Here is an 18903-nt window from a genome sequence, read left to right as displayed (position 1 = left end):
CTGGAGTCGTCAGTCGAAACGCTCCGCGGGGTTGAAGTCGCTGACACTGGCCTGTGGCAGGTCGATGCGTTGCTGCAGCTCCTCCAGCGACGCGGCGAGAACTCGACGGTCAATGGAGCGCAGCGTTTCAAGAGATACCCCCGCGAGATCGACCAGGCTGGACTCGACGGCGGCCACAGACGGCTCCATGACGGCCAAACCCCTTCCCCCCCGGCTGCGTTTGTGGATGCGGGCTGCTCACATCCTCCTGATAATGGCCCGCTGCGCGGAGGATGAAACCCCGCGCCCGCGGGGCGGCGCGATATCAGGTCAGCGGCTCTCATCGGCTCGACGGTGGCGCCGGGACAACTCCACCGCCTCTTCGTCCATACGGGCCACCCCGGCGGAGTCGCCCTCCATCAACCGTATCGCTTCGAGGAGTTGGTCCAGGGTCCCCGGGTAGCGAAGGCAGGTCCGCAGGATTCCGAACACGTCCGGTCTCAGTGCCGGTGTCCTCGGACTCATGGCCGCGACGGCCGGGTTGATGCTGCCCAGGACCAGGGCCAGGGTGGTGCGGTCGCTCACCGTGGGCAGTGCCGTCAACGCGCCCACCAGACCGTCGAGTTCGCGCAGCGGCAGGTCGTCGCGCAGGTCGGCCAGGGTGGCCGGGCGCGCGGCGGCGGTCGGCGCGGACGGGATGCGGGGCAGCTCGGGCGCCGACGCGGGCAGGCCGGCGCACTCGTGCAGCAGGGCCAGTTCGGACCTGGTCAACTGCTCGTACCAGCGGTCCACGCGGACGGCGGCGAGGCGGCCGAGACCGTCCGTGCGGTGGTGCGCGCTGACCAGGCCGACGATCGCGTCGTCGTGCCAGACCGCCGCGCCCGACATGCCCTCCCAGGGCGACCGGTCGGGCTCGTCGTCCGACTCGGGCGGGGTGACGGCGAGTTCGAGCGTGCCCTCGCGCCGGTTGGACAGCACCGAGGTCATGCCCGTCGCGTGGCAGGAGTCGCGGTACTGGGACGCCGAGCCGTCGTCGAGCCGTCGCATCCGGTCCTCGCGCAGCTTGAACCGGGGGAAGCCCATCGCGCTGCACGGCAGGACGAGGTCCGCGTCGGGCACGGCCCCGTACGAGGGGGGTTCGGTCACGGCCGCGTGGACGCCGTGCGGCGCGGATCCGTCCAGCTCGAGGAGCGCCACGTCGGCCTGCTCCGAGGCCAGCACCACCCGGGCGGCCACGGTCCACTCGTCGGCGCGGTCGGCCTCGAACCGTACGTCGGTGGCTCCCGTTCTCGCGTCACGGACGACGTGTGCGGCGGTGAGCACCCACCAGGGACCCACCCGGTAGCCGGAGCCGCGCCGTCCGGGGCCCCGCCCCGCGGGCGGTCGCACCATCACCTCCGCCACCCGGACCGGATCCAGTCCGCGGCGCGGATCCTGTGCCGTCACGACTCAGCGCTCTCGTTCGGCCTCGGCCCCGCCCACCCACGGGGCCCGTCCGCCGCCGCTGTGGGTGCGCGGGTCGAGCGTCAGCTTCACCCGATGCGTGACGCTGTCCGCCACCCGTCCGTCCGCGCCCGCCTCCACCACCCAGAAGCGGATCTTGCCGCCCGCCGTCGCCGACCGCTCCACGACCACGGCCGCCTCCAGCTCCACCGGACCCACCTCGAAGTACAGATCCTCCCCCTCCGCGGCCGTCCGGGCCGCGGTCAGTTCCCTGCGCAACTCCTCGATCAGTTCAGCGAGTTCAATCACACCCGGTCCCTACCCCACCGCGCGTGCTCCCACCGCCCTTCCGTCACCCGATCCGGGTCGATTCCGCGCTGTGGCCCTGCGCGACGGCGTTGATGCAATAGGGTCACCCAAGTAGCCTGAAATCCCTGGAAACGCCATATTCAGTGATATCTAAGGCATTGTTCGCATCACCTCACTGTCACAGGGGCGCCGCCATGGAGAAGTCCGGAGTCGAGTCCGAGCTGATCGACCTCAGCGACGTTCCGCTGGACGCGTGGCCCCAGCTGGACCTGCCGTCCGCGCAGGGCTCCATGCGTCGGCTGCTCAGCCGTATCGACGACCCCGCAAGCAGCCTCGGCGGCTACAACCCGCAGCGCGACGCGTAGCGGCGCGAGAGGTGCACCAGACGGCCCGGTCCCACGCCCTGCCGCATGCCCTGCCCCACGTCCTGCCGTCGCGGTCGTTCGACGAACTGCTGTGCGGTGGGGGCGGCCCCGCGACGGTGGACCGTCTGCGGGCGAGCGAGCGGAGCTGGCGGCTGCTCGTCGTCCGGGCCCTGCTGGACTCGGCCGCGACGGCGCCGGCCGGCCCCCTGCCCCCCTTGGCGGACGGCTGGAAGTTGCTGTCGCGTGCCTGGGCCGTGTCCAAGGAGGCGGTGGAAGACCTGCTGGGGTATCCGGCCGTGGGCGTGTGGGGTGCCCACACGCTGCGTCGGCTGCGCGGGACGGCCCAGGACGACGCACCCCTCTGGGCGGACACCGGGCACCTCCACGCGATCGCCGCCACCGCGGCCGTCCGCGCTGGCCTGGAGTTCCGAACCGACGTCCCGGTCCGCCACGGCTGGGTGGTCCTGCCCGCGCTCGGGGCGATGCGGGTGCCCGGCCGGGCGGACTGGGACGTGGCCGAGGTCAGCGCCGCCGCGGGATCCGTGCGGATCGCCGGGCGCCTGCTCGAAGGGCCGGACTGGCATGCCCTGACCGAGCTGCGCGCCGACGGCTGCACCCTGCTTCTGGACGACACCGACCCCTACCGCGACCTGCGCGCACCGGCCGGGGTGGAACCGATCGACTGCACCGCCGAGTGGCAGGAACTGTTCGGCCCCGCCTGGGACATCCTGCGGCGCACCGACACCGAGGTGGCCGAGGCGCTGGCCGGCGGGCTGGTGTCGGTGGTGCCCCGTCCGCGCGCCGAGAGGTTCCGGCCGCACAGCGCGTCCTCGGGCGACGCCTTCGGCACCGCCCTGGCATCGGCCCCGGACGACGCAGAGCAGTTCGCCTCGACGCTGGTGCACGAGTTCCAGCACAACAAGCTCAGCGCGTTCATGCACCTGTTCACCCTGTACGACGACCAGGGCACCCGGCTCCACTACGCCCCCTGGCGCGACGACCCCCGTCCCCTGGGCGGGCTGCTCCAGGGCGTGTACGCCTTCTTCGGCGTCACCGCGTTCTGGCGGCGGCGCGGCCACGCCCTCGGACAGTTCGAGTTCGCGCTGTGGCGCAGCCAGACCGCGTACGCGTTGCGCGCGGTCGGCTCGGCGGACGGGCTCAACGATCTGGGGCGGCGGTTGGTGGCCGAGCTGACGCGGCGCATCGAGCCCTGGCTCGACGAACCGGTCGACGCCCGGGTCCGGACCGCGGCGGCCCTGGCGGTCGCGGACCACCGTGCCACCTGGCGCGCCTGCCATCTGCGGCCCGCGCCGGGGACCCTCCGCGCCCACGCGACAGCCTGGGCCGCCGGAAACCCGCTGCCCAGGACGACGGACGAGCCCGAGCCCGTGCCCGTCCCGGGCAGTCCGGCGCGGGGCATCGACACCCGGGCGGTGCTGCTGCGATGGCTGCTGGCGGACCCCGCGGGCTTCGCGGCGCTGCGGGACGACCCCGGCGCGGTGGTCGCCGGAGCCCGCATCGAGGACATCGCCCTGGTGGAAGGCCGCACCGCCGAGGCCCTGAGCGCGTTTCGTGCGCGCATCGGCCGCGGCGACGGCGACCCCGAGACCTGGGTGGGGCTCGGCCTCGCGGCACGGGCCGCCGGAGACCCGGCGGGAGACGGTCTGCTGGCCCGTCCGGAACTGGCGATGGCCCTGCACGGCGAACTGGACGGACAGGCCGATCCGCTGGCACTGGGGCGCGCCCTCGCGAACGGGCCCGGGCCGAAGGGCGACCTGTTTTAGGCCGCTAGTAGGCCGCTAGTAGGCCGCTTTTAGGCCCCGCCTAGGCCCCGCGCGGGGTGCCCCGCAGTCGACGCGCGATCTCCAGCTGGACCGCCTCCAGCGGGCGGCCGTCCTCGATTTCCCACAGAGTGTTCTGTAGGACACGACCGAGGGTCCAGGCACGGGCCCGCTCGCGATCCAGGCCCATGACGTCGGTCATCGCGTCGAAGCGCCAGTGGATCTCGGCGGGCTCGAAGCGGTTGCCGAGCGCCGGGCAGAGGTCGAAGCCGGGGTCGCCCGCGAGCGGCTTGGGGTCAATGGCGACCCAGGACCCGCGGCCGACGGAGCGGGTGCCCCCGTCCTGGAGGCGGTCGGGGACCTGGAGAGCGTCGGGGTCCTGGAGGTCCCGGAGGACGTTGTCGTAATGGAGGTCCCAGTGGAGGAGACGGTCACCCGGCTCGGTCGCCACCTCGCGCACCGCCGCCGCGCAGTCCTCGACGAGACGACGCTCGGCCGGGTCCGCGATCCGTTTCAGGGCCCCCGGCACCCGCTCCAGCATGGCCTCCGCGATGTCACCGAGCCGCCGCGTCCCCTCCGGCGCCGGCACGGCCGTCAGCCGGGCCAGCAGCCGCGCGACGACCAGGGCGGCCTCGCGTGTGTCGGGGAGGTGCGTCAACATGCGGGTGTGGTCGAGCCGTTCGAGCAGCAGGGTGCAGGTGGCCTCGTCGTGGGCGAGGAGGCGTACGGCCGCGCCACCGTCCCAGACACGCAGGGCGGCCGGCTCACCCGCGCTCTCCTCGTCCAGGAGCTGGAGCTTGAGCACGGCCGGGCTGCCGTCGGCCCGCAGCACCGGCAGGACCAGCGCCGTGACGCCGTGCATGGAGGGGCCGTCGAGGCGCAGCTCCCAGCGCGCCAGGAAGTGCGCGGCCCGCTCGGGCAGCCCGGCGACGAAGGCGCGCCCCGCCGCTCCGTTGTACTTGTCCTGCGAGGCGGCCAGACCCACCGGAACATCGATCACGGAGCCGAGCCTACGGGCGGCGGTGAGGCGGCTCATGCGCATTGACGGGGCCCTGCACCGCGCCGGGAGCTACCTACGCAGTGCCCCCGGCACCTACGTGTGGCTGGCGGTCCTCTTCGTCAGCACAGTGGCTCTGCACCACATGTCTCCGGATTTCGAAGAGGACTTCCTGCGCCAGCGGTCCACGAACATCCACGAGCTGTCGGACAACCCCGTACGGGTGCTGATCACCAGTGCGATGTGGATCGACGGCGGTCTCTGGCTGCCGTACGCCGTCCTGTTCACCGCTTTCCACGCCCAGGCGGAACGCTGGCTGGGCACCCTGCGCTGGCTGGCGGTCGCGGTGGCCGCGCACGTCCTGGCGACGCTGATCAGCGAGGGGGCGCTGCTGGGCGCGATCAAGCGCGGGGCGGCGCCGCACTCGGCGGTCGACACCCTGGACATCGGGGTGAGTTACGCGCTGGCGGGCGTCGTAGGGGTCCTCACGTACCGCGTCGCGGTGCCGTGGCGGTACCTCTATCTGGTGGTGATCCTCGCGGTCTACGGCCTGCCGCTGCTCACCGGCCGCACCTTCACCGATTTCGGGCATTTCATATCGATCCTGATAGGTCTCTGCTGCTATCCGCTGGTCAGAGGCCGCGGAAAAGCATGGAATCCGAAGGAGACACTGGCCACCCTCAGGGGTTAACGTCCCGCCCATGAGCAGCGCAGGAAGCGGCACGGTCAACGGCGGCATCTCCTTCTGGTACGCGGACGACGGTCTGCCCGAGCCCCGCGAGCCCCTGGGGGGCGACGCGACCGCCGACGTCGTGATCGTCGGCGGCGGCTACACGGGCCTGTGGACCGCGTACTACCTCAAGAAGGCGGCCCCCTTCCTGCGCGTCACCGTCCTGGAGCAGAAGTTCTGCGGCTACGGCGCCTCCGGGCGCAACGGCGGCTGGCTCTACAACGGCATCGCGGGCCGCGACCGGTACGCCAAGCTGCACGGCCACGAGGCGGCGGTCCGTCTCCAGAAGGCGATGAACGAGACGGTCGACGAGGTCGTCCGGGTCGCCGCCGAGGAGGGCATCGAGGCGGACGTCCATCAGGGCGGCGTCCTCGAAGTGGCCTACACGCCCGCCCAGCTGGCCCGCCTGAAGGCCTTCCACGAGCACGAGCTCTCCTACGGCGAGAAGGACCGCGAGCTCTACGGCGCCCGGGAGACCGTCGAGCGCGTCCGGGTCGCGGACGCGGTCGGCTCGACCTGGACCCCGCACGGGGCGCGTCTGCACCCGGTGAAGCTCATCAAGGGGCTGGCGGCGGCGGCCGAGGCACTCGGCGTCACGATCCACGAGAAGACGCCGGTCACGGAGATCCGCCCCAAGCACGCGGTCACGCCGTACGGCACTGTGCGCGCCCCCTACGTCCTGCGCTGCACGGAGGGCTTCACGGCCTCCCTGAAGGGCCAGAAGCGCACCTGGCTGCCCATGAACTCCTCCATGATCGCGACCGAGCGGCTGACCCCCGAGCAGTGGGCGACGATCGGCTGGGAGGGCCGCGAGACGCTCGGCGACATGGCGCACGCCTACATGTACGCCCAGCGCACCGCCGACGACCGCATCGCGCTCGGCGGCCGGGGCGTCCCGTACCGCTTCGGCTCGCGCACCGACAACGACGGCCGCACCCAGCAGGCGACCATCGACGCCCTCCACGAGATCCTGGTCCGCTTCTTCCCCTCCCTGGCCGGCGTAGGGGTGGCGCACGCCTGGTCGGGCGTCCTCGGCGTCCCCCGCGACTGGTGTGCCACCGTCACCCTGGACCGCTCCACCGGCCTCGGCTGGGCGGGCGGCTACGTCGGATCCGGCGTCGCGACGACGAATCTCGCCGCGCGCACCCTGCGGGACCTGATCCAGCAGGACTCGGGCCAGGCGGGCCCGACCGACCTGACCGCCCTCCCGTGGGTCGACCACAAGGTCCGCAAGTGGGAGCCGGAGCCGTTTCGCTGGCTGGGCGTGCAGGGCATGTACGCCACCTACCGCACGGCCGACCGCCGCGAACTGACCACACACAGTGCGCAGTCGTCGCGGCTCGCACGGATGGCGGACCGCGTCGCGGGCCGGCACTGACCACCGGGCGGACCTCTGTCCCTCCGCGAGGGGTCCTTCACGTGTGTGTGAAACTGCGCCCATGATTCGCACCGCGACCCCCGACGACATCCCCGTCATCCACGCGATGGTCCGTGAACTCGCCGAGTACGAGAAGGCGCCGGACGAGGCGAAGGCCTCCCGGGAGCAGCTGCACGAGGCGCTGTTCGGGGAGCGGCCGGCCGCGTTCGCGCACATCGCGGAGGCGGCGGGGGAACCGGTCGGCTTCGCGCTGTGGTTCCTGAACTTCTCGACCTGGCGCGGGGTGCACGGGATCTACCTGGAGGACCTGTACGTCCGGCCCGAGGCGCGCGGCGGCGGGCACGGCAAGGCGCTGCTCACCGAGCTGGCACGGATCTGCGTCGAGCGCGGGTACGAGCGTCTGGAGTGGTCGGTCCTGAACTGGAACCGGCCTTCCATCGAGTTCTACGAGGCGTTGGGCGCGCGTCCGCAGGACGAGTGGACGGTGTACCGGCTGACGGACGGGGCGCTGCGGGGGCTGGGGAAGCCGGGTTCAGGGGACTGACTCGGGCACGGGGGCCGGTCTGGTCGCGTGTCTGGGGGTCCTCGCGGTGACCATGAGGCCCGCGACCAGACCGGCCAGGAGCATGATTCCGGCGGCCCACCAGATGGCGACCGTGTAGCCGTGCACGACGCCCTCGCGGACGATCAGGGCCTTCCGGGCGGGGTCGGTGAGGTGCGCGGCGATGTACGCCGCGCCGCTGGTGGTGGCGATGGTGTTCAGCAGGGCCGTACCGATCGAACCGCCCACCTGCTGTGAGGTGTTGACGGTCGCGGAGGTCACGCCGGAATCCTGTGGGGCGACTCCGGCGGTGGCGGTGGCGAAGACCGGCATGAAGATCAGGCCCATGCCGAGGCCCATCAGGATCAGACCGGGCAGCAGCCGGCCCGCGTAGTCGGCGTCGACCGTGAGGCGGGTGAAGAACAGCATCCCGGAGGCCGCGAGGAGCGCTCCGGGGACCATCAGCACGCGCGGTGCCACGCGGCGCAGCAGCCGCGCCGAGATCTGCGTCGTACAGATGACGATCGCGGCCGTCATGGGCAGGAAGGCCAGGCCCGCCCACACGGGCGAGTACCCGAGGACGACCTGCAGGTAGTAGGTCATGAACAGGAAAATGCCGAACATGCCGATGACGGCGAGGGCCATCGTCAGGAAGCAGCCCGCGCGCGTGCGGTCCTTGATGATGTGGAGCGGGAGCAGCGGGCTCGGGGCCCTCGTCTGCCAGTACACGAACGCGGTCAGCAGCACGATTCCGCCCGCGAGGAGGGCCAGCACCAGCGGGTCCGTCCAGCCGCGCGCCTCCGCCTCGCTGACTCCGTAGACGATCGTGACCAGTCCGCCGCAGCCGAGCACCACACCGGGGATGTCGAGCCGGGCGCGGGCGTTGCCCGGGGGGTCGGGCAGTAGCGCGAACGCGCCGAAGACCCCGATGACGGCGATGGGGATGTTGACGTAGAGGCACCAGCGCCAGTTCAGGTACTCGGTCAGCAGCCCGCCCATGATGAGTCCGATCGCCGAGCCGCTGCCCGCGAGGGCGCTGTAGACGCCGAAGGCCTTTCCGCGCTCCTTGGGTTGGGTGAAGGTGGTGGTCAGCAGGCTGAGCGCGGAGGGGGCCAGGACGGCGGCGAAGGCGCCTTGGAGAGCGCGGGCGCCGTAGAGCATGGCGGAGTTGCCGGCCGCGCCGCCGATCGCGGAGGCGGTCGCGAAGCCGATGAGGCCGAAGACGAAGGTGCGTCTGCGGCCGACGAGGTCCGCGATCCGGCCGCCGAGCAGCAGGAGACCACCGAAGGCCAGCGTGTACGCGGTGATGACCCACTGCCGGTTGCCGTCGGACATGCCCAGGGCGCGCTGTGCGGAGGGAAGCGCGATGTTCACTATGGTCGCGTCGAGGACGACCATCAGCTGCGCGAGGGCGATGATCACCAGGCCCCACCAGCGGCGGGAGTCGGCGCCTTCGGAGGTTCCAGGGGCGCCGCGTTCACCTGATCGGGTGGCGCTCACTTGCCCAGAAGACCATGAATTGGTATGTATCGCATCTTACCGGGCAGTTGATCCTGGTCACGGCTCCAGGACCACCTTTCCGAGGGTGGCGCGGGTCTCCAGGGCCCGGTGGGCCCCGGCCGCTGCGGCCAGCGGGAAACGGGTCACGGCCGGGGTGAGGCGGCCCGCGGCGGCTTCGGCGAGAGCCCTCAGCTCCAGCGTGCGGACGGGGTCGGGACCGCCCGCCGCGCGCAGCATCACGGGGCCGAGGACCTGCTCGGACACCCCCTCCACGAGCAGTGGCCCGCCGCTCTGGATGCCCTCGCCGGACCAGCCGAAGACGAGGTGTTTCCCGCCGGGGCCGAGGAGGTCGACGGCGGCGCGGGCGACGTCGCCGCCGACGCCGTCGAAGACGACGGTGACCGGCTTCCCGTCCAGCTGGGCGCGGACCCGGTCCGGCCAGCCGCCGTCCTTGTAGTCGACGGCCAGGTCGGCGCCGTTCTCGTGGACGCGGGCCACCTTCTCCGGGCCGCCCGCGAGACCGATCACGGTGGCACCCGTGTGCCGGGCGTACTGCACGAGCAGGGTGCCGATACCGCCCGCGGCGGCGGGGATCAGGGCCACGGAGCCGGGGCCCAGCTCGGCGAACTGGAGGATTCCCATCGTCGTACGGCCCGTGCCGATCATGGCGACGGCCTGGGCGAAGTCCAGGTTCTCCGGGATCTCGTGCAGGCGGCCGACGTCGGTGACGGCCAGTTCGGCGTAGCCCCCGGGGGCGAATCCGAGGTGGGCGACGACGCGCCTGCCGAGCCAGTGGCCTTCGACGCCCGCGCCGAGGGACTCGACGGTGCCGGCGACCTCACGGCCGGGGATCGTGGGCAGCGGGGTGGGGGCGGGCCCCGGGCCCCGGGCACCCGCGCGCAGGGCGGCGTCCAGGAGGTGGACACCGGCCGCGGCCACGGCGATACGGACCTGCCCCGGGCCCGGCTCGGGATCCTCGGTCCTCTCGTAGGTGAGGTTCTCGGCCGGGCCGAAGGTGTGCAGGCGGACGGCGTGCATGACGGTCTCCCTCGCTGACGTCCGGAGGCGTGCTCGATCGCTCGGTACGTGCTGGATCGCTCGGTGGTGGTGCGGCTCAGCGTTCAGCCTCAAGCGCGCTTGAGGTCAAGGCGCGGGTGCCGGGCGGGGTCAAAGGCGCCGGTCGGGGGCGTTGTCAGTGGCGGAGTGCACGATGGGGGCATGGTGCGAAAAGCGGCGGGCAGGGTGAGCGGGCGGGGCCAGGGGGCGCGGCGGCCGGAGGTGCGGCTCCCGCCGCTGGAACCCCATGACGGCTCCGGGCTGGAGCCGGACGGGGACTATGACGGGCTGGAGTTCCGGGAGGCGGACTTCGTCGGGCAGGACGGCGGAGGAGCGACCTTCATGGACTGCGCCCTGACGGGGTGCGCGCTGGACGAGACGCGACTGCATCACGCGCGACTGCTGGACTCGGTCCTGACGGGGCTGCGGGGCGTGGGCACCGATCTCGCCGAGTCGACCTGGCGCGACGTCGAGTTGGTGGACGCCCGTCTGGGCGGGGTGCAGCTGCACGGGGCGGTGCTGGAGCGGGTCCTGATCCGCGGCGGCAAGATCGACTATCTGAACCTGCGCAAGGCCCGGCTCAAGGACGTCGTCTTCGAGGGATGCGTGCTGGTCGAGCCGGATTTCGGGGCCGCCCGGCTGGAGCGCGTGGAGTTCGTGGACTGCGTCCTGAAGGGGGCGGACCTCACCGCGGCCACCCTGACGGACGTGGACCTGCGCCACGCGGCGGAGCTGGACATCGCACGGGGCGTGGACCGGCTGGCGGGGGCGGTGATCAGTCCGAGCCAGTTGCTCGACCTGGCACCCGTGTTCGCCGCGGCGCTGGGGGTGCGGGTGGACGGGGGGCCGGGACCGGGAGCGTGACGAGCCGGGGCCGAGTGGGGAGTACGGGGGTCTCAGCCCACTCGGGGGAAGCGCGCCTGGAGGGTCCAGATCGCCGGGTTCTCGGCGAGGTCGTCGTGCAGGTCCGTGAGGTCGGCGATCAGGTCGTGCAGGAAGTCGCGGGCCTCGCGGCGCAGTGCGGAGTGGGAGAACGTCAGCGGCTCCTCGTCGCGCGGCATCCAGTCGGCCTCGATGTCCACCCAGCCGAAGCGCCGCTCGAAGAGCATGCGGTCCGTCGACTCGGTGAAGTCGAGCTCCGCGTGCTGGGGGCGCGAGGCCCGGCTGCCTCGCGGGTCCCGGTCGAGCTGCTCCACGATGTCGCACAGGGCCCACGCGAAGTCGAGCACCGGCACCCATCCCCAGGCTGTGGACAGCTCCCGGTCCGCCTTGGTGTCGGCGAGATAGACGTCACCGCAGAACAGGTCGTGCCGCAGCGCGTGGACGTCCGCGCGGCGGTAGTCGGTCTGCGGGGGGTCGGGGAAGCGGTTGGAGAGGGCGTAGCCGATGTCGAGCACGTAGGTGATGGTGTCATGGGCCTGGGGGAGGGGACACGGCTCCGCCGCGCGGGCGCGACCGGCCCCCACCGGCCGGCGGCCGGGCCCTCGGGCGGGGTGCGGGGCTTGGGCGGGGTGCGTGGCCTGAGCGGGGCGCGGGGCCTGGGCGGGGCGCGGGGCTCGGGTGGGGTTGCCGGGGCCTCGTAGGATCGCTGATGTGCCCCGATCTTCCGTCGCCGTCCGCTTTGCCCCGGCCCCGGCCCTCGCCCTCGCTCTCGCGCTCACCCTCACCGCGTGCGGCGGCGGTGGTGGTGTGCACGGCAAGCCCGGTGCCACCGGGGTCCGGGATCCGTACTTCCCGAAGATGGGCAACGGTGGCTACGATGTCACGCACTACGCCCTGAGCCTCTCCTACGACCCCAAGGCGCGCCATCTCGACGGCACCGCCGAGATCACCGCCCGGGCCACCCAGAACCTCAGCGCCTTCGACCTGGACCTGAAGGGCCTGGACGTCGCCGCCGTCACCGTCGACGGCAAGGAGGCCCGCTGGAACCGGGCGGGCCAGGAGCTGACCGTGCGCCCGCACACCGACCTCGACAAGGGCGAGACGTTCCGCGCGACGGTCCGCTACTCGGGCACCCCCGAGACGCTCACCGACCAGGACGGCTCGCAGGAGGGCTGGCTGCCCACGGCCGACGGCGCACTCGCCCTCGGTGAACCCACCGGCTCGATGGCCTGGTTCCCCGGCAACCACCACCCCTCCGACAAGGCGACGTACGACATCGCCGTCACCGTCCCGAAGAACCTGCAGGCGGTCTCCAACGGCGAGTTGACGAGCGAGACGACGGCGGCCGACGGCCGCAGGACCTTCACCTGGCACACCGCCGAACCGATGGCGAGCTATGTCGCCACGGTCGCGATCGGCCGGTACGACATCACGCGCTCGACGACGAAGAACGGCCTGCCCGTGTACGTGGCGGTGGACCCGACGCAGACCGCGGCCGCGAAGAAGGTGCTGTCCGAGATACCCGAGATCATGGACTGGGAGGCGTACAACTTCGGCCCGTACCCCTTCTCCTCGACGGGCGCGATCGTGGACCGCCGCGGTGACGTGGGCTACGCCCTGGAGACCCAGAACCGCCCCGTCTTCCCCGGCGCCCCGGACACCGGCATCCTCGTCCACGAACTGGCCCACCAGTGGTACGGCGACTCCGTCACCCCCAAGTCCTGGCAGGACATGTGGCTCAACGAGGGCTTCGCCACGTACGCGGAGTGGCTGTACCAGGAGGACCACGACGGCCAGAGCGCCGACGAGATCTTCAACTCCCTCTACCGGGGCGACTACTACGACACCCCCGAGAAGAACAAGGCGATCTGGGCCTTCCCGCCCGCCAAGCCCTCCAGCGCGGCCCACATCTCCGACCCGCCCGTCTACGACCGTGGCGCGATGGTCCTGCACAAGATCCGCCGGACCGTCGGCGACGACACGTTCTACGACATCATCCAGGGCTGGGCCGCCACCCACCGCCACGCCAACGCGTCCACGGCGGACTTCACGGCCTACGTCGAGAAGAAGGCCCCGGACAAGGACTTCAGCGGCATCTGGAAGGACTGGCTGTACGGGGAGGGCAAGCCGCCCCGGGCGTGACTCAGGTCCTCCCGTCCAGCGCCTTGCGCAGTACCGCGCAGGGGCGGCCCAGTTGGCGGTCCTCGCGGTGACCGATGGTCTCGTAGCCGAGGGCGGTCCAGAAGGCGAGGCCCTGGGGGTTGTTGTCGAGGACGGCGAGGCGGGCGGCGTCTCGGCCGGTGCGGCGGAACCGCTCCTCTACCAGTGCCGCGAGTTCACGCCCGTACCCCTTTCGCCGCTCCCGCGCGTCCACGATCAGCAGCCCGATCCACGGATCCGGATCGGTGGGGTCGGGGTGGTGCGCGAGGGTGATCGCGACCCCGACGACTCGCCCCGCACTCCGCGCGAGCAGCACCTCGGCCCCCGGATGTGCCATCTCCTCGGTGAGCGCCGCCGCGACCTGCTCCGGCCGGATGTCGTGGGCGTCGGGGAAGTCCCCGCTGAGGGAGAAGAACTCGTGCTGGGAGGCGTAGAGGGAGGTGAGTTCGGTCAGGACGGCGACCGGGATGTCGTGGCCGGGTACGAGGGCTTCGAGAATCACCCGGTGCAGGCTAGCCAATCGGTCCCGTGCCCGGTGGTGGCCGGGCACGGGCGGGGAGGAGCGGGGACGGTCAGGTCTCGTCGGGGCTGGACGAGGGAGGGGGGCCGCCGAAGCCGTGTGCGGAGAGGTCGAACCAGTTGCCCTCCGGGTCCATGGCCCGGTACTCGGCGAAGGGGCGGTCGGTGAAGCGTTCGGCGGGCTTGTCCGTGCCCGCTTCGACCAGGGCCGCCGAGGTGGCCTCCGTGTCGGTGACGTGGAAGCCGAAGTGGTTCATGCCGAGCGGGGTGTCACCGTCGAGGCGGTGCTTGATGAGGGCCAGGGAGAGATGGCCGTCGGAGAGGAAGCAACTGCCGTCGGGGTCCCGGTGGAAGAGTTCCATCGAGAAGACCGAGGTGTAGAAGGCGGCCAGTTTCTCCGGGTCCTTGGCGACGATCGCCAGGTGGCGGAGCCTCGGACGGGCCTGTTCGGACTCGGTGGGCTGCGGCACGGCGGCTGTCTCCTTCGGGATCGCCGGGATCATGTTGTGGAACGCGGTGAGGTGCCAGTCCCCGGTGGCGGTCCGCTCCGCCACCGCCAAGGCGTGTGTCTTCGCCAGGGGCGCGCCCGCGGCGGTGAGGATCGTCGACTCGGCCTCGACCGTCGCCAGGTCGGGACGCAGGTGCCGGACCGCGACGATCCGCGCCTCCAGGCGCGTCGAGGCGTACTGCGTGCGGAACAGGCGGTCGTGGCCGGCCGCGATGCCCGCCCGGCCCGGTGGCTTGTCCCCCCGCACGGTGGTGAAGTCGCAGTCAGGGGAGAAGACGGAGGCGAAGAGAGCGGCGTCGGCCGATGCCCAGGCGCGGGCCATCGTTTCCCACAGGGCGTGGATCGCGTGCGTTTCGGCGGTCGTCATGACGTCAGACACCTGCCGCGGTGCTCGTACGGACGCGCAGGGGGAGTTCGGTGCACTCACTGTCGAGATGTTCGGCCGGGGGCGGGGCCCAGGCCGCGAGCGCGTGGTAGAACGCGTCGGCCCGGCGCTCCAGGTAGCAGATGATGTTGATCGGCCAGGCCGTCTGCCCGAAGACGTGGCGGTCCATGGGGGTGGGGCGCTCGCTGAGAACGACGGCGCGTTCCTGCGGTGGCCCCAGGCGGTGCCAGTCGGGGTGCATGTGGATGGAGCCCAGCAGTTCCAGGCCCAGGGCGTCCGCTTCCCTGGAGGCCTTGAGGAGGTCCCGGGAGTCGATCCACCAGGCGCGGTGCTCGTTCTCGTAGGCCGGTCCGAAGCGGGGCACGATCGTCTCGCTGAACTCGAGGCGGGCGGCCGGGTCCGAGGTGCGGGCGTTGCGGCCGAAGGCGACGCGTTCGATGTGGAGGGTGGCCCGGCCGGCGTTGCCCAGGAGGAGGGCGAAGCAGGGGAGGGGGGTTCGGGGGGTGATGAGCTGGTACTCGGTGACCGCGGCGGTGAGGAAGTCGTCGAGTGCCTGGTTGTCCATCAGGACGGTGGGGGGAGCGCTGTCGTTCGTACAGTGCTCGTCCGATAAGCCGGACAGGGAGTGGGACATGAGGTGGGGGCTCCGTTTCCCGTGGGGGGTGAGGGGGACGCCCGGGAGCCTAGAGGTGAATGCTTGAAGGTTTCAGTACCTTGCTCGGAACGTGGGGATATCCCTATGGAGCCCTGTGGAGACGGAGCCCTGTGGAGACGGAGCCCTGTGGAGACGGGGAGCGGGGGTGCGGGCGATGGGAACGCGAGGAGCCCCTGGCCCGATGTCCCGGGCCAGGGGCTCCTTCAATCGCCTTGTACGGATCAGACGTTGACGCCGAAGTCCTGGGCGATGCCCACGAGGCCCGAGGCGTAGCCCTGGCCGACCGCGCGGAACTTCCACTCCGCGCCGTTGCGGTAGAGCTCGCCGAAGACCATGGCGGTCTCGGTGGCGGCGTCCTCGCTCAGGTCGTAGCGGGCGATCTCGGCGCCGCCGGCCTGGTTGATGATGCGGATGTAGGCGTTGCGGACCTGGCCGAAGTTCTGCGAGCGGTTCTCCGCGTCGTAGATGGAGACCGGGAAGACGATCTTGTCGACGTCGGCGGGGAGGCCCGCCAGGTTGACGTTGATCGCCTCGTCGTCGCCCGCGCCCTCGCCCGTGCGGTTGTCGCCGGTGTGGACGATGGTCTGGTCCGGGGTCTGCTTGTTGTTGAAGAAGACGAAGTGACCGTCGGAGTAGACCTTGCCCTGGGTGTTGACCGCGATGGCCGAGGCGTCGAGGTCGAAGTCGGTGCCCGTGGTGGTGCGGACGTCCCAGCCGAGGCCCACGGTGACGGCGGTCAGGCCCGGAGCCTCCTTGGTGAGCGAGACGTTGCCACCCTTGGACAGGCTTACAGCCATTGTTGGGAGTCCCTTCCCTCGTTGCGTACGTGCGCTGTGCCCGTACGTATGGGCTTCGTACGGGCACGAAGCTACAGCTACCCCTAAGAACGCCAAGAGGGGTGCCGAAGGTTCCTGCCCTCTTTACTTTCTTTACCCTCTTGGCGGACACGTGACGGCGAAAACGGGGTGACGTGGACCGGACATCCACGCGACCATGGACCCATGCCTGGTCCTTACGTCATCCGCGGCTCCGTCTCCCTCCCCGAGGCCGAGCTCCTGTGGCGTTTCTCGCGCTCCAGCGGGCCCGGCGGACAGCACGTCAACACCAGTGACTCGCAGGTCGAGCTGAGGTTCGACCTCGCGAAGACCGAGGCGTTGCCCCCGGTCTGGAAGGAGCGCGCCCTCGCCAAGCTCGCCGGGCGGCTCGTCGACGGCGTCATCGGCGTCCGCGCGTCCGAGCACCGGTCGCAGTGGCGCAACCGGGAGACCGCGGCCGTACGGCTCGCCTCCCTGCTCGCCGAGGCCACCGCGCCACCGCCCAAGCCCCGCCGGGCCACCCGCATCCCCCGGGGGATCAACGAGCGGCGGCTGCGCGAGAAGAAACAGCGCTCCGACACCAAGCGGGGCCGCTCCGGGCGCGACTGGGGTTAGGAGCACCCACGGCACCCCCAGCACCCGCGGCACGCGCGAGTCTTCCGTGGGCGTGTCGGCCACTGAGCGGGTATGAGGTGACGGGCCTTTGTGCCGAGTTGTCGCTAATCTCATGGAATGGACGGATACGAGGACAGGGCGCACCTCGAGTGGTGGGCCAATCGATCGACCTGCCTGGCGCGGATCCCTGTCCGGTTGCGGCAGGCCGCCGTGCCCGACGCCCGTGCGTGGGACGCCGTCGTCTCCGCGCCGCTGGACAGCGGCGCGCGTGAGGACATGCAGTTCCTGATCGAGGCCAGTCCGTACTTCACCCTCCGCTTCGCGGACGATTCCGTGAACGAGGTCGAAGTGGAGCGCTCCGGGGACGGCGGCCGACTGCGACTGAGCGCCGTACCGGAGACGTGACGTCACATCAGCAGGCCGCGGTCCGTCAATGCCATGACGGGCAAGTCCGTGCCGGACCGCGGCGGCGACCAGGAGATGTGACGTATGAGCGACAGCGAATTTCCCGGAGAGAACGGGAATGACGGCAAGAATGCGAAGAACGCGAACGCGAAGAAGGCCGAGAACGCGAAGGACGGCGCGAACGCGAACGAATTTCTCGCCGCGCGATTCGAATCCCACCGCGGTCACCTCCGCGCCGTCGCCTATCGCATGCTCGGCTCCCTCTCGGAGGCCGACGACGCGGTCCAGGAGGCCTGGCTCAAGCTCAGCCGCGTCGACGCCGACCGGGTCGACAACCTCGGCGGCTGGCTCACGACCGTGGTCGGCCGCGTCTGTCTCGACATGCTGCGCTCCCGCCGAAGTCGCGGTGAGGAGCCGCTCGGCCCCCTGGCGGAGGAGCCCGGTGTCCGGATGCCGGAGCCGGTGCTCAGCCCCGTCTCGGGCATCGACCCCGAACAGGAGGCGCTGCTCGCCGACTCGGTGGGCCTCGCCCTGTTGGTCGTACTGGAGACGCTGACGCCCGCCGAACGGCTCGCCTTCGTGCTGCACGACCTGTTCGCGGTGCCCTTCGAGGAGATCGCGCCCCTCGTGGGCCGTACGTCGGCGGCGTCCCGTCAGCTCGCCAGCCGGGCCCGGCGCAGGGTCCAGGGCGGGGCGCCCGTGCCCGATCCCGACCTGGCGCGGCAGCGGGCGGTCGTGGACGCGTTCCTCGCGGCGGCGCGGGACGGCGACTTCGACGCGCTCGTCGCCGTGCTCGACCCGGACGTGGTGGCCCGGAGCGAGGCCGGGGTGACGGCCGGTGCCATCGCCGTGGCCTCGGGGGCGAGCGGTTACGCCCACCTGGCCCGGATCGCGCGGCCCGCGCTCGTCAACGGCGCCGCGGGTGTGGTCGTGGTCGCTGAGGGACGCGTCGTCGGTGTCCTCGCCTTCACGGTCGTGCACGGCAGGGTCGCCGTCATCGACATCCTCAACGACCCGGAGCGGCTGGCCGGGCTGGACGTCACCGTCCTCGACCGGTAGCCCCGGCCCCCGGCCCTCGGAGAAGGGGCGTCAGCCCAACTGCCGGTAGCGCCCCTTGAAGTACAGCAGCGGTCCGCCGTCCCCGCTCGGTACCGACGCGGTCAGCACCCGCCCGATGACGAGGGTGTGGTCACCGGCGGCGACCCGCTGCTCGGTGCGGCACTCCAGGGTCGCCAGGGCACCGCCCACCACGAGTGCCCCGGACGCCTCGCCACGGACGTACGGGATGTCCTCGAAGAGCAGGCGGTCGCTGATGCGGCCCTTCATGGCGAAGCGGCCCGCGATGTGCCGCTGGCTCTCGGAGAGCACGGAGACGGCCCACAGGGGCTGTTCGTCGAGCAGGTCGTCCATGCGGGAGCCCTCGCGCAGGCTGACCATGACGAGTGGCGGGTCCAGGGAGACGGACAGGAAGGCCGTCGCCGTCATGCCGACGTCCTCGCCGCCGGGGCCTTCCGGATCCAGCGCGGGCTCGTGCGCGGTCACCAGGACCACACCCGCGGCCAGCCGGGACATGGCGGCACGGAACTCGTCGTTGCTCACCCCCTCAGCATGCACGGAGGGGGTGAGTGGAGCGGTAGAGGGAGTGTTCAGCACGCCGAAACGCTAGTCTCCGACCCCGGGGAGCCACATCGGGCCTCGGCCCGAGCCTGGTCCTAGGTCCGGTCCTAAGTCTGGTCCTGAGCAGGGTCCTAGGTCTCGGGACGGACACAACTGCTCACAGTGTCTACACAGCGTCCAAATAAGCGTTCAGTAAACACACGGGGGAAATGCAGAAACCCCACTCAATTGCTCATCTTCTGTTGTGACTTGAGTCACAGGGG

At 71.5% G+C, this 18903-nt stretch carries 22 protein-coding genes; 10 read left to right on the top strand and 12 right to left on the bottom strand.

All coding sequences use genetic code 11. From position 1 onward, the window contains the following. Positions 1-9 precede the first annotated feature (9 nt). The 3 genes from FNV62_RS24510 to FNV62_RS24500 all read right to left on the bottom strand — a co-directional run bounded on the left by FNV62_RS24510 (position 10) and on the right by FNV62_RS24500 (position 1731). Entirely contained in the window at positions 10-177 is a 168-nt protein-coding gene (locus tag FNV62_RS24510; RefSeq protein WP_159055260.1) for a hypothetical protein, read from the bottom strand. Positions 178-309: 132 nt separating this feature from the next. Next, positions 310-1425 carry an effector-associated domain 2-containing protein gene (locus FNV62_RS24505; RefSeq protein WP_143602132.1) on the bottom strand — a complete coding sequence of 372 codons (1116 nt, stop codon included), beginning with the start codon at positions 1423-1425 and terminating at the stop codon, positions 310-312. 3 nt (positions 1426-1428) lie between these two features. Beyond that, the gene (locus tag FNV62_RS24500; RefSeq protein WP_054232450.1) at positions 1429-1731 is read right to left on the bottom strand and encodes a trypco2 family protein; all 303 of its coding nucleotides are present in this window, start codon (positions 1729-1731) and stop codon (positions 1429-1431) included. 194 nt (positions 1732-1925) lie between these two features. Between FNV62_RS24500 and FNV62_RS24495 the strand changes: the two genes are divergently transcribed. Both FNV62_RS24495 and FNV62_RS24490 read left to right on the top strand, forming a co-directional pair. Beyond that, complete coding sequence (locus FNV62_RS24495) at positions 1926-2096, top strand: hypothetical protein (protein WP_159055261.1); 171 nt, start codon at positions 1926-1928, stop codon at positions 2094-2096. 11 nt (positions 2097-2107) lie between these two features. Continuing rightward, a complete protein-coding gene (locus FNV62_RS24490) occupies positions 2108-3880 on the top strand; it encodes an HEXXH motif domain-containing protein (protein WP_164404886.1) in 1773 nt (590 codons plus the stop codon). 40 nt (positions 3881-3920) lie between these two features. Here FNV62_RS24490 and FNV62_RS24485 read toward each other — a convergent pair whose 3' ends face one another. Continuing rightward, on the bottom strand, positions 3921-4913 hold the full coding sequence (locus FNV62_RS24485) for an aminoglycoside phosphotransferase family protein (protein WP_143602129.1): 993 nt from the start codon (positions 4911-4913) through the stop codon (positions 3921-3923). On the opposite strand from FNV62_RS24485, the gene FNV62_RS24480 reads away from it, so the two are divergent. The 3 genes from FNV62_RS24480 (at position 4912) to FNV62_RS24470 (ending at position 7526) form a co-directional block, all read left to right on the top strand. Next, on the top strand, positions 4912-5565 hold the full coding sequence (locus tag FNV62_RS24480) for a rhomboid-like protein (RefSeq protein WP_164404779.1): 654 nt from the start codon (positions 4912-4914) through the stop codon (positions 5563-5565). The genes FNV62_RS24485 and FNV62_RS24480 overlap by 2 nt on opposite strands. A 10-nt stretch (positions 5566-5575) precedes the next feature. Beyond that, entirely contained in the window at positions 5576-6982 is a 1407-nt protein-coding gene (locus FNV62_RS24475) for an NAD(P)/FAD-dependent oxidoreductase (RefSeq protein WP_054232453.1), read from the top strand. Positions 6983-7043: 61 nt separating this feature from the next. Then, positions 7044-7526, top strand: a complete 483-nt coding sequence (locus FNV62_RS24470; RefSeq protein WP_097285258.1) for a GNAT family N-acetyltransferase — start codon at positions 7044-7046, stop codon at positions 7524-7526. On the opposite strand, the gene FNV62_RS24465 is transcribed toward FNV62_RS24470, so the two are convergent. Together FNV62_RS24465 and FNV62_RS24460 are read right to left on the bottom strand one after the other, a co-directional pair. Continuing rightward, positions 7515-9023: an MFS transporter gene (locus FNV62_RS24465; RefSeq protein WP_225900352.1), complete on the bottom strand. Its 1509-nt coding sequence runs from the start codon at positions 9021-9023 to the stop codon at positions 7515-7517. The genes FNV62_RS24470 and FNV62_RS24465 overlap by 12 nt on opposite strands. A gap of 57 nt (positions 9024-9080) precedes the next feature. Then, a complete protein-coding gene (locus FNV62_RS24460) occupies positions 9081-10061 on the bottom strand; it encodes a zinc-binding dehydrogenase (RefSeq protein WP_143627115.1) in 981 nt (326 codons plus the stop codon). Between the two features lie 180 nt (positions 10062-10241). On the opposite strand from FNV62_RS24460, the gene FNV62_RS24455 reads away from it, so the two are divergent. Continuing rightward, positions 10242-10943 (top strand): pentapeptide repeat-containing protein, encoded by a 702-nt coding sequence (locus tag FNV62_RS24455; RefSeq protein WP_143627113.1) that lies wholly within the window; start codon positions 10242-10244, stop codon positions 10941-10943. Positions 10944-10975: 32 nt separating this feature from the next. On the opposite strand, the gene FNV62_RS24450 is transcribed toward FNV62_RS24455, so the two are convergent. Then, positions 10976-11476 carry a hypothetical protein gene (locus tag FNV62_RS24450; RefSeq protein WP_054232473.1) on the bottom strand — a complete coding sequence of 167 codons (501 nt, stop codon included), beginning with the start codon at positions 11474-11476 and terminating at the stop codon, positions 10976-10978. A gap of 196 nt (positions 11477-11672) precedes the next feature. Here FNV62_RS24450 and FNV62_RS24445 point away from each other — a divergent pair, with 196 nt between their 5' ends. Further along, complete coding sequence (locus tag FNV62_RS24445; protein ID WP_143627111.1) at positions 11673-13103, top strand: M1 family metallopeptidase; 1431 nt, start codon at positions 11673-11675, stop codon at positions 13101-13103. A gap of 1 nt (position 13104) precedes the next feature. Here the strand turns inward: FNV62_RS24445 and FNV62_RS24440 are convergent, their stop codons facing one another. The 4 genes from FNV62_RS24440 to FNV62_RS24425 form a co-directional block, all read right to left on the bottom strand. Then, positions 13105-13623: a GNAT family N-acetyltransferase gene (locus FNV62_RS24440; RefSeq protein WP_097285253.1), complete on the bottom strand. Its 519-nt coding sequence runs from the start codon at positions 13621-13623 to the stop codon at positions 13105-13107. A gap of 70 nt (positions 13624-13693) precedes the next feature. Further along, the gene (locus FNV62_RS24435; protein ID WP_143627109.1) at positions 13694-14515 is read right to left on the bottom strand and encodes an SgcJ/EcaC family oxidoreductase; all 822 of its coding nucleotides are present in this window, start codon (positions 14513-14515) and stop codon (positions 13694-13696) included. A 4-nt stretch (positions 14516-14519) separates the two neighbouring features. Then, on the bottom strand, positions 14520-15167 hold the full coding sequence (locus tag FNV62_RS24430; protein WP_054235129.1) for a hypothetical protein: 648 nt from the start codon (positions 15165-15167) through the stop codon (positions 14520-14522). Positions 15168-15409: 242 nt separating this feature from the next. Next, entirely contained in the window at positions 15410-15985 is a 576-nt protein-coding gene (locus tag FNV62_RS24425; protein ID WP_054235130.1) for a TerD family protein, read from the bottom strand. Between the two features lie 204 nt (positions 15986-16189). Here FNV62_RS24425 and arfB point away from each other — a divergent pair, with 204 nt between their 5' ends. The 3 genes from arfB (at position 16190) to FNV62_RS24410 (ending at position 18082) form a co-directional block, all read left to right on the top strand. After that, positions 16190-16618 (top strand): alternative ribosome rescue aminoacyl-tRNA hydrolase ArfB, encoded by a 429-nt coding sequence (gene arfB, locus FNV62_RS24420; protein ID WP_054235131.1) that lies wholly within the window; start codon positions 16190-16192, stop codon positions 16616-16618. Positions 16619-16735: 117 nt separating this feature from the next. Next, positions 16736-17023: a hypothetical protein gene (locus FNV62_RS24415; protein ID WP_054235132.1), complete on the top strand. Its 288-nt coding sequence runs from the start codon at positions 16736-16738 to the stop codon at positions 17021-17023. A gap of 84 nt (positions 17024-17107) precedes the next feature. Next, complete coding sequence (locus FNV62_RS24410) at positions 17108-18082, top strand: sigma-70 family RNA polymerase sigma factor (RefSeq protein ID WP_143608488.1); 975 nt, start codon at positions 17108-17110, stop codon at positions 18080-18082. A gap of 30 nt (positions 18083-18112) precedes the next feature. Here FNV62_RS24410 and FNV62_RS24405 read toward each other — a convergent pair whose 3' ends face one another. Beyond that, positions 18113-18676: a flavin reductase family protein gene (locus FNV62_RS24405; protein WP_181360901.1), complete on the bottom strand. Its 564-nt coding sequence runs from the start codon at positions 18674-18676 to the stop codon at positions 18113-18115. Positions 18677-18903 lie beyond the last annotated feature (227 nt).

Source organism: Streptomyces sp. RLB3-17, from assembly GCF_007113425.2.
Classification (GTDB): domain Bacteria; phylum Actinomycetota; class Actinomycetes; order Streptomycetales; family Streptomycetaceae; genus Streptomyces; species Streptomyces mirabilis_D.
Note: the sequence above shows the minus strand (reverse complement) of the source record. Positions and strands in the feature narration are given on the sequence as shown.

What these genes read in the sequence shown, in the direction of transcription:
- FNV62_RS24495 (WP_159055261.1), top strand. Translation starts at nt 1,926, where the DNA reads ATGGAGAAGTCCGGAGTCGAGTCCGAGCTGATCGACCTCAGCGACGTT.
- FNV62_RS24480 (WP_164404779.1), top strand. Translation starts at nt 4,912, where the DNA reads ATGCGCATTGACGGGGCCCTGCACCGCGCCGGGAGCTACCTACGCAGT.
- FNV62_RS24485 (WP_143602129.1), bottom strand. Translation starts at nt 4,913, where the DNA reads ATGAGCCGCCTCACCGCCGCCCGTAGGCTCGGCTCCGTGATCGATGTT.
- FNV62_RS24475 (WP_054232453.1), top strand. Translation starts at nt 5,576, where the DNA reads ATGAGCAGCGCAGGAAGCGGCACGGTCAACGGCGGCATCTCCTTCTGG.
- FNV62_RS24470 (WP_097285258.1), top strand. Translation starts at nt 7,044, where the DNA reads ATGATTCGCACCGCGACCCCCGACGACATCCCCGTCATCCACGCGATG.
- FNV62_RS24460 (WP_143627115.1), bottom strand. Translation starts at nt 10,061, where the DNA reads ATGCACGCCGTCCGCCTGCACACCTTCGGCCCGGCCGAGAACCTCACC.
- FNV62_RS24455 (WP_143627113.1), top strand. Translation starts at nt 10,242, where the DNA reads ATGGTGCGAAAAGCGGCGGGCAGGGTGAGCGGGCGGGGCCAGGGGGCG.
- FNV62_RS24435 (WP_143627109.1), bottom strand. Translation starts at nt 14,515, where the DNA reads ATGACGACCGCCGAAACGCACGCGATCCACGCCCTGTGGGAAACGATG.
- FNV62_RS24430 (WP_054235129.1), bottom strand. Translation starts at nt 15,167, where the DNA reads ATGTCCCACTCCCTGTCCGGCTTATCGGACGAGCACTGTACGAACGAC.
- FNV62_RS24425 (WP_054235130.1), bottom strand. Translation starts at nt 15,985, where the DNA reads ATGGCTGTAAGCCTGTCCAAGGGTGGCAACGTCTCGCTCACCAAGGAG.
- arfB (WP_054235131.1), top strand. Translation starts at nt 16,190, where the DNA reads ATGCCTGGTCCTTACGTCATCCGCGGCTCCGTCTCCCTCCCCGAGGCC.
- FNV62_RS24415 (WP_054235132.1), top strand. Translation starts at nt 16,736, where the DNA reads ATGGACGGATACGAGGACAGGGCGCACCTCGAGTGGTGGGCCAATCGA.
- FNV62_RS24410 (WP_143608488.1), top strand. Translation starts at nt 17,108, where the DNA reads ATGAGCGACAGCGAATTTCCCGGAGAGAACGGGAATGACGGCAAGAAT.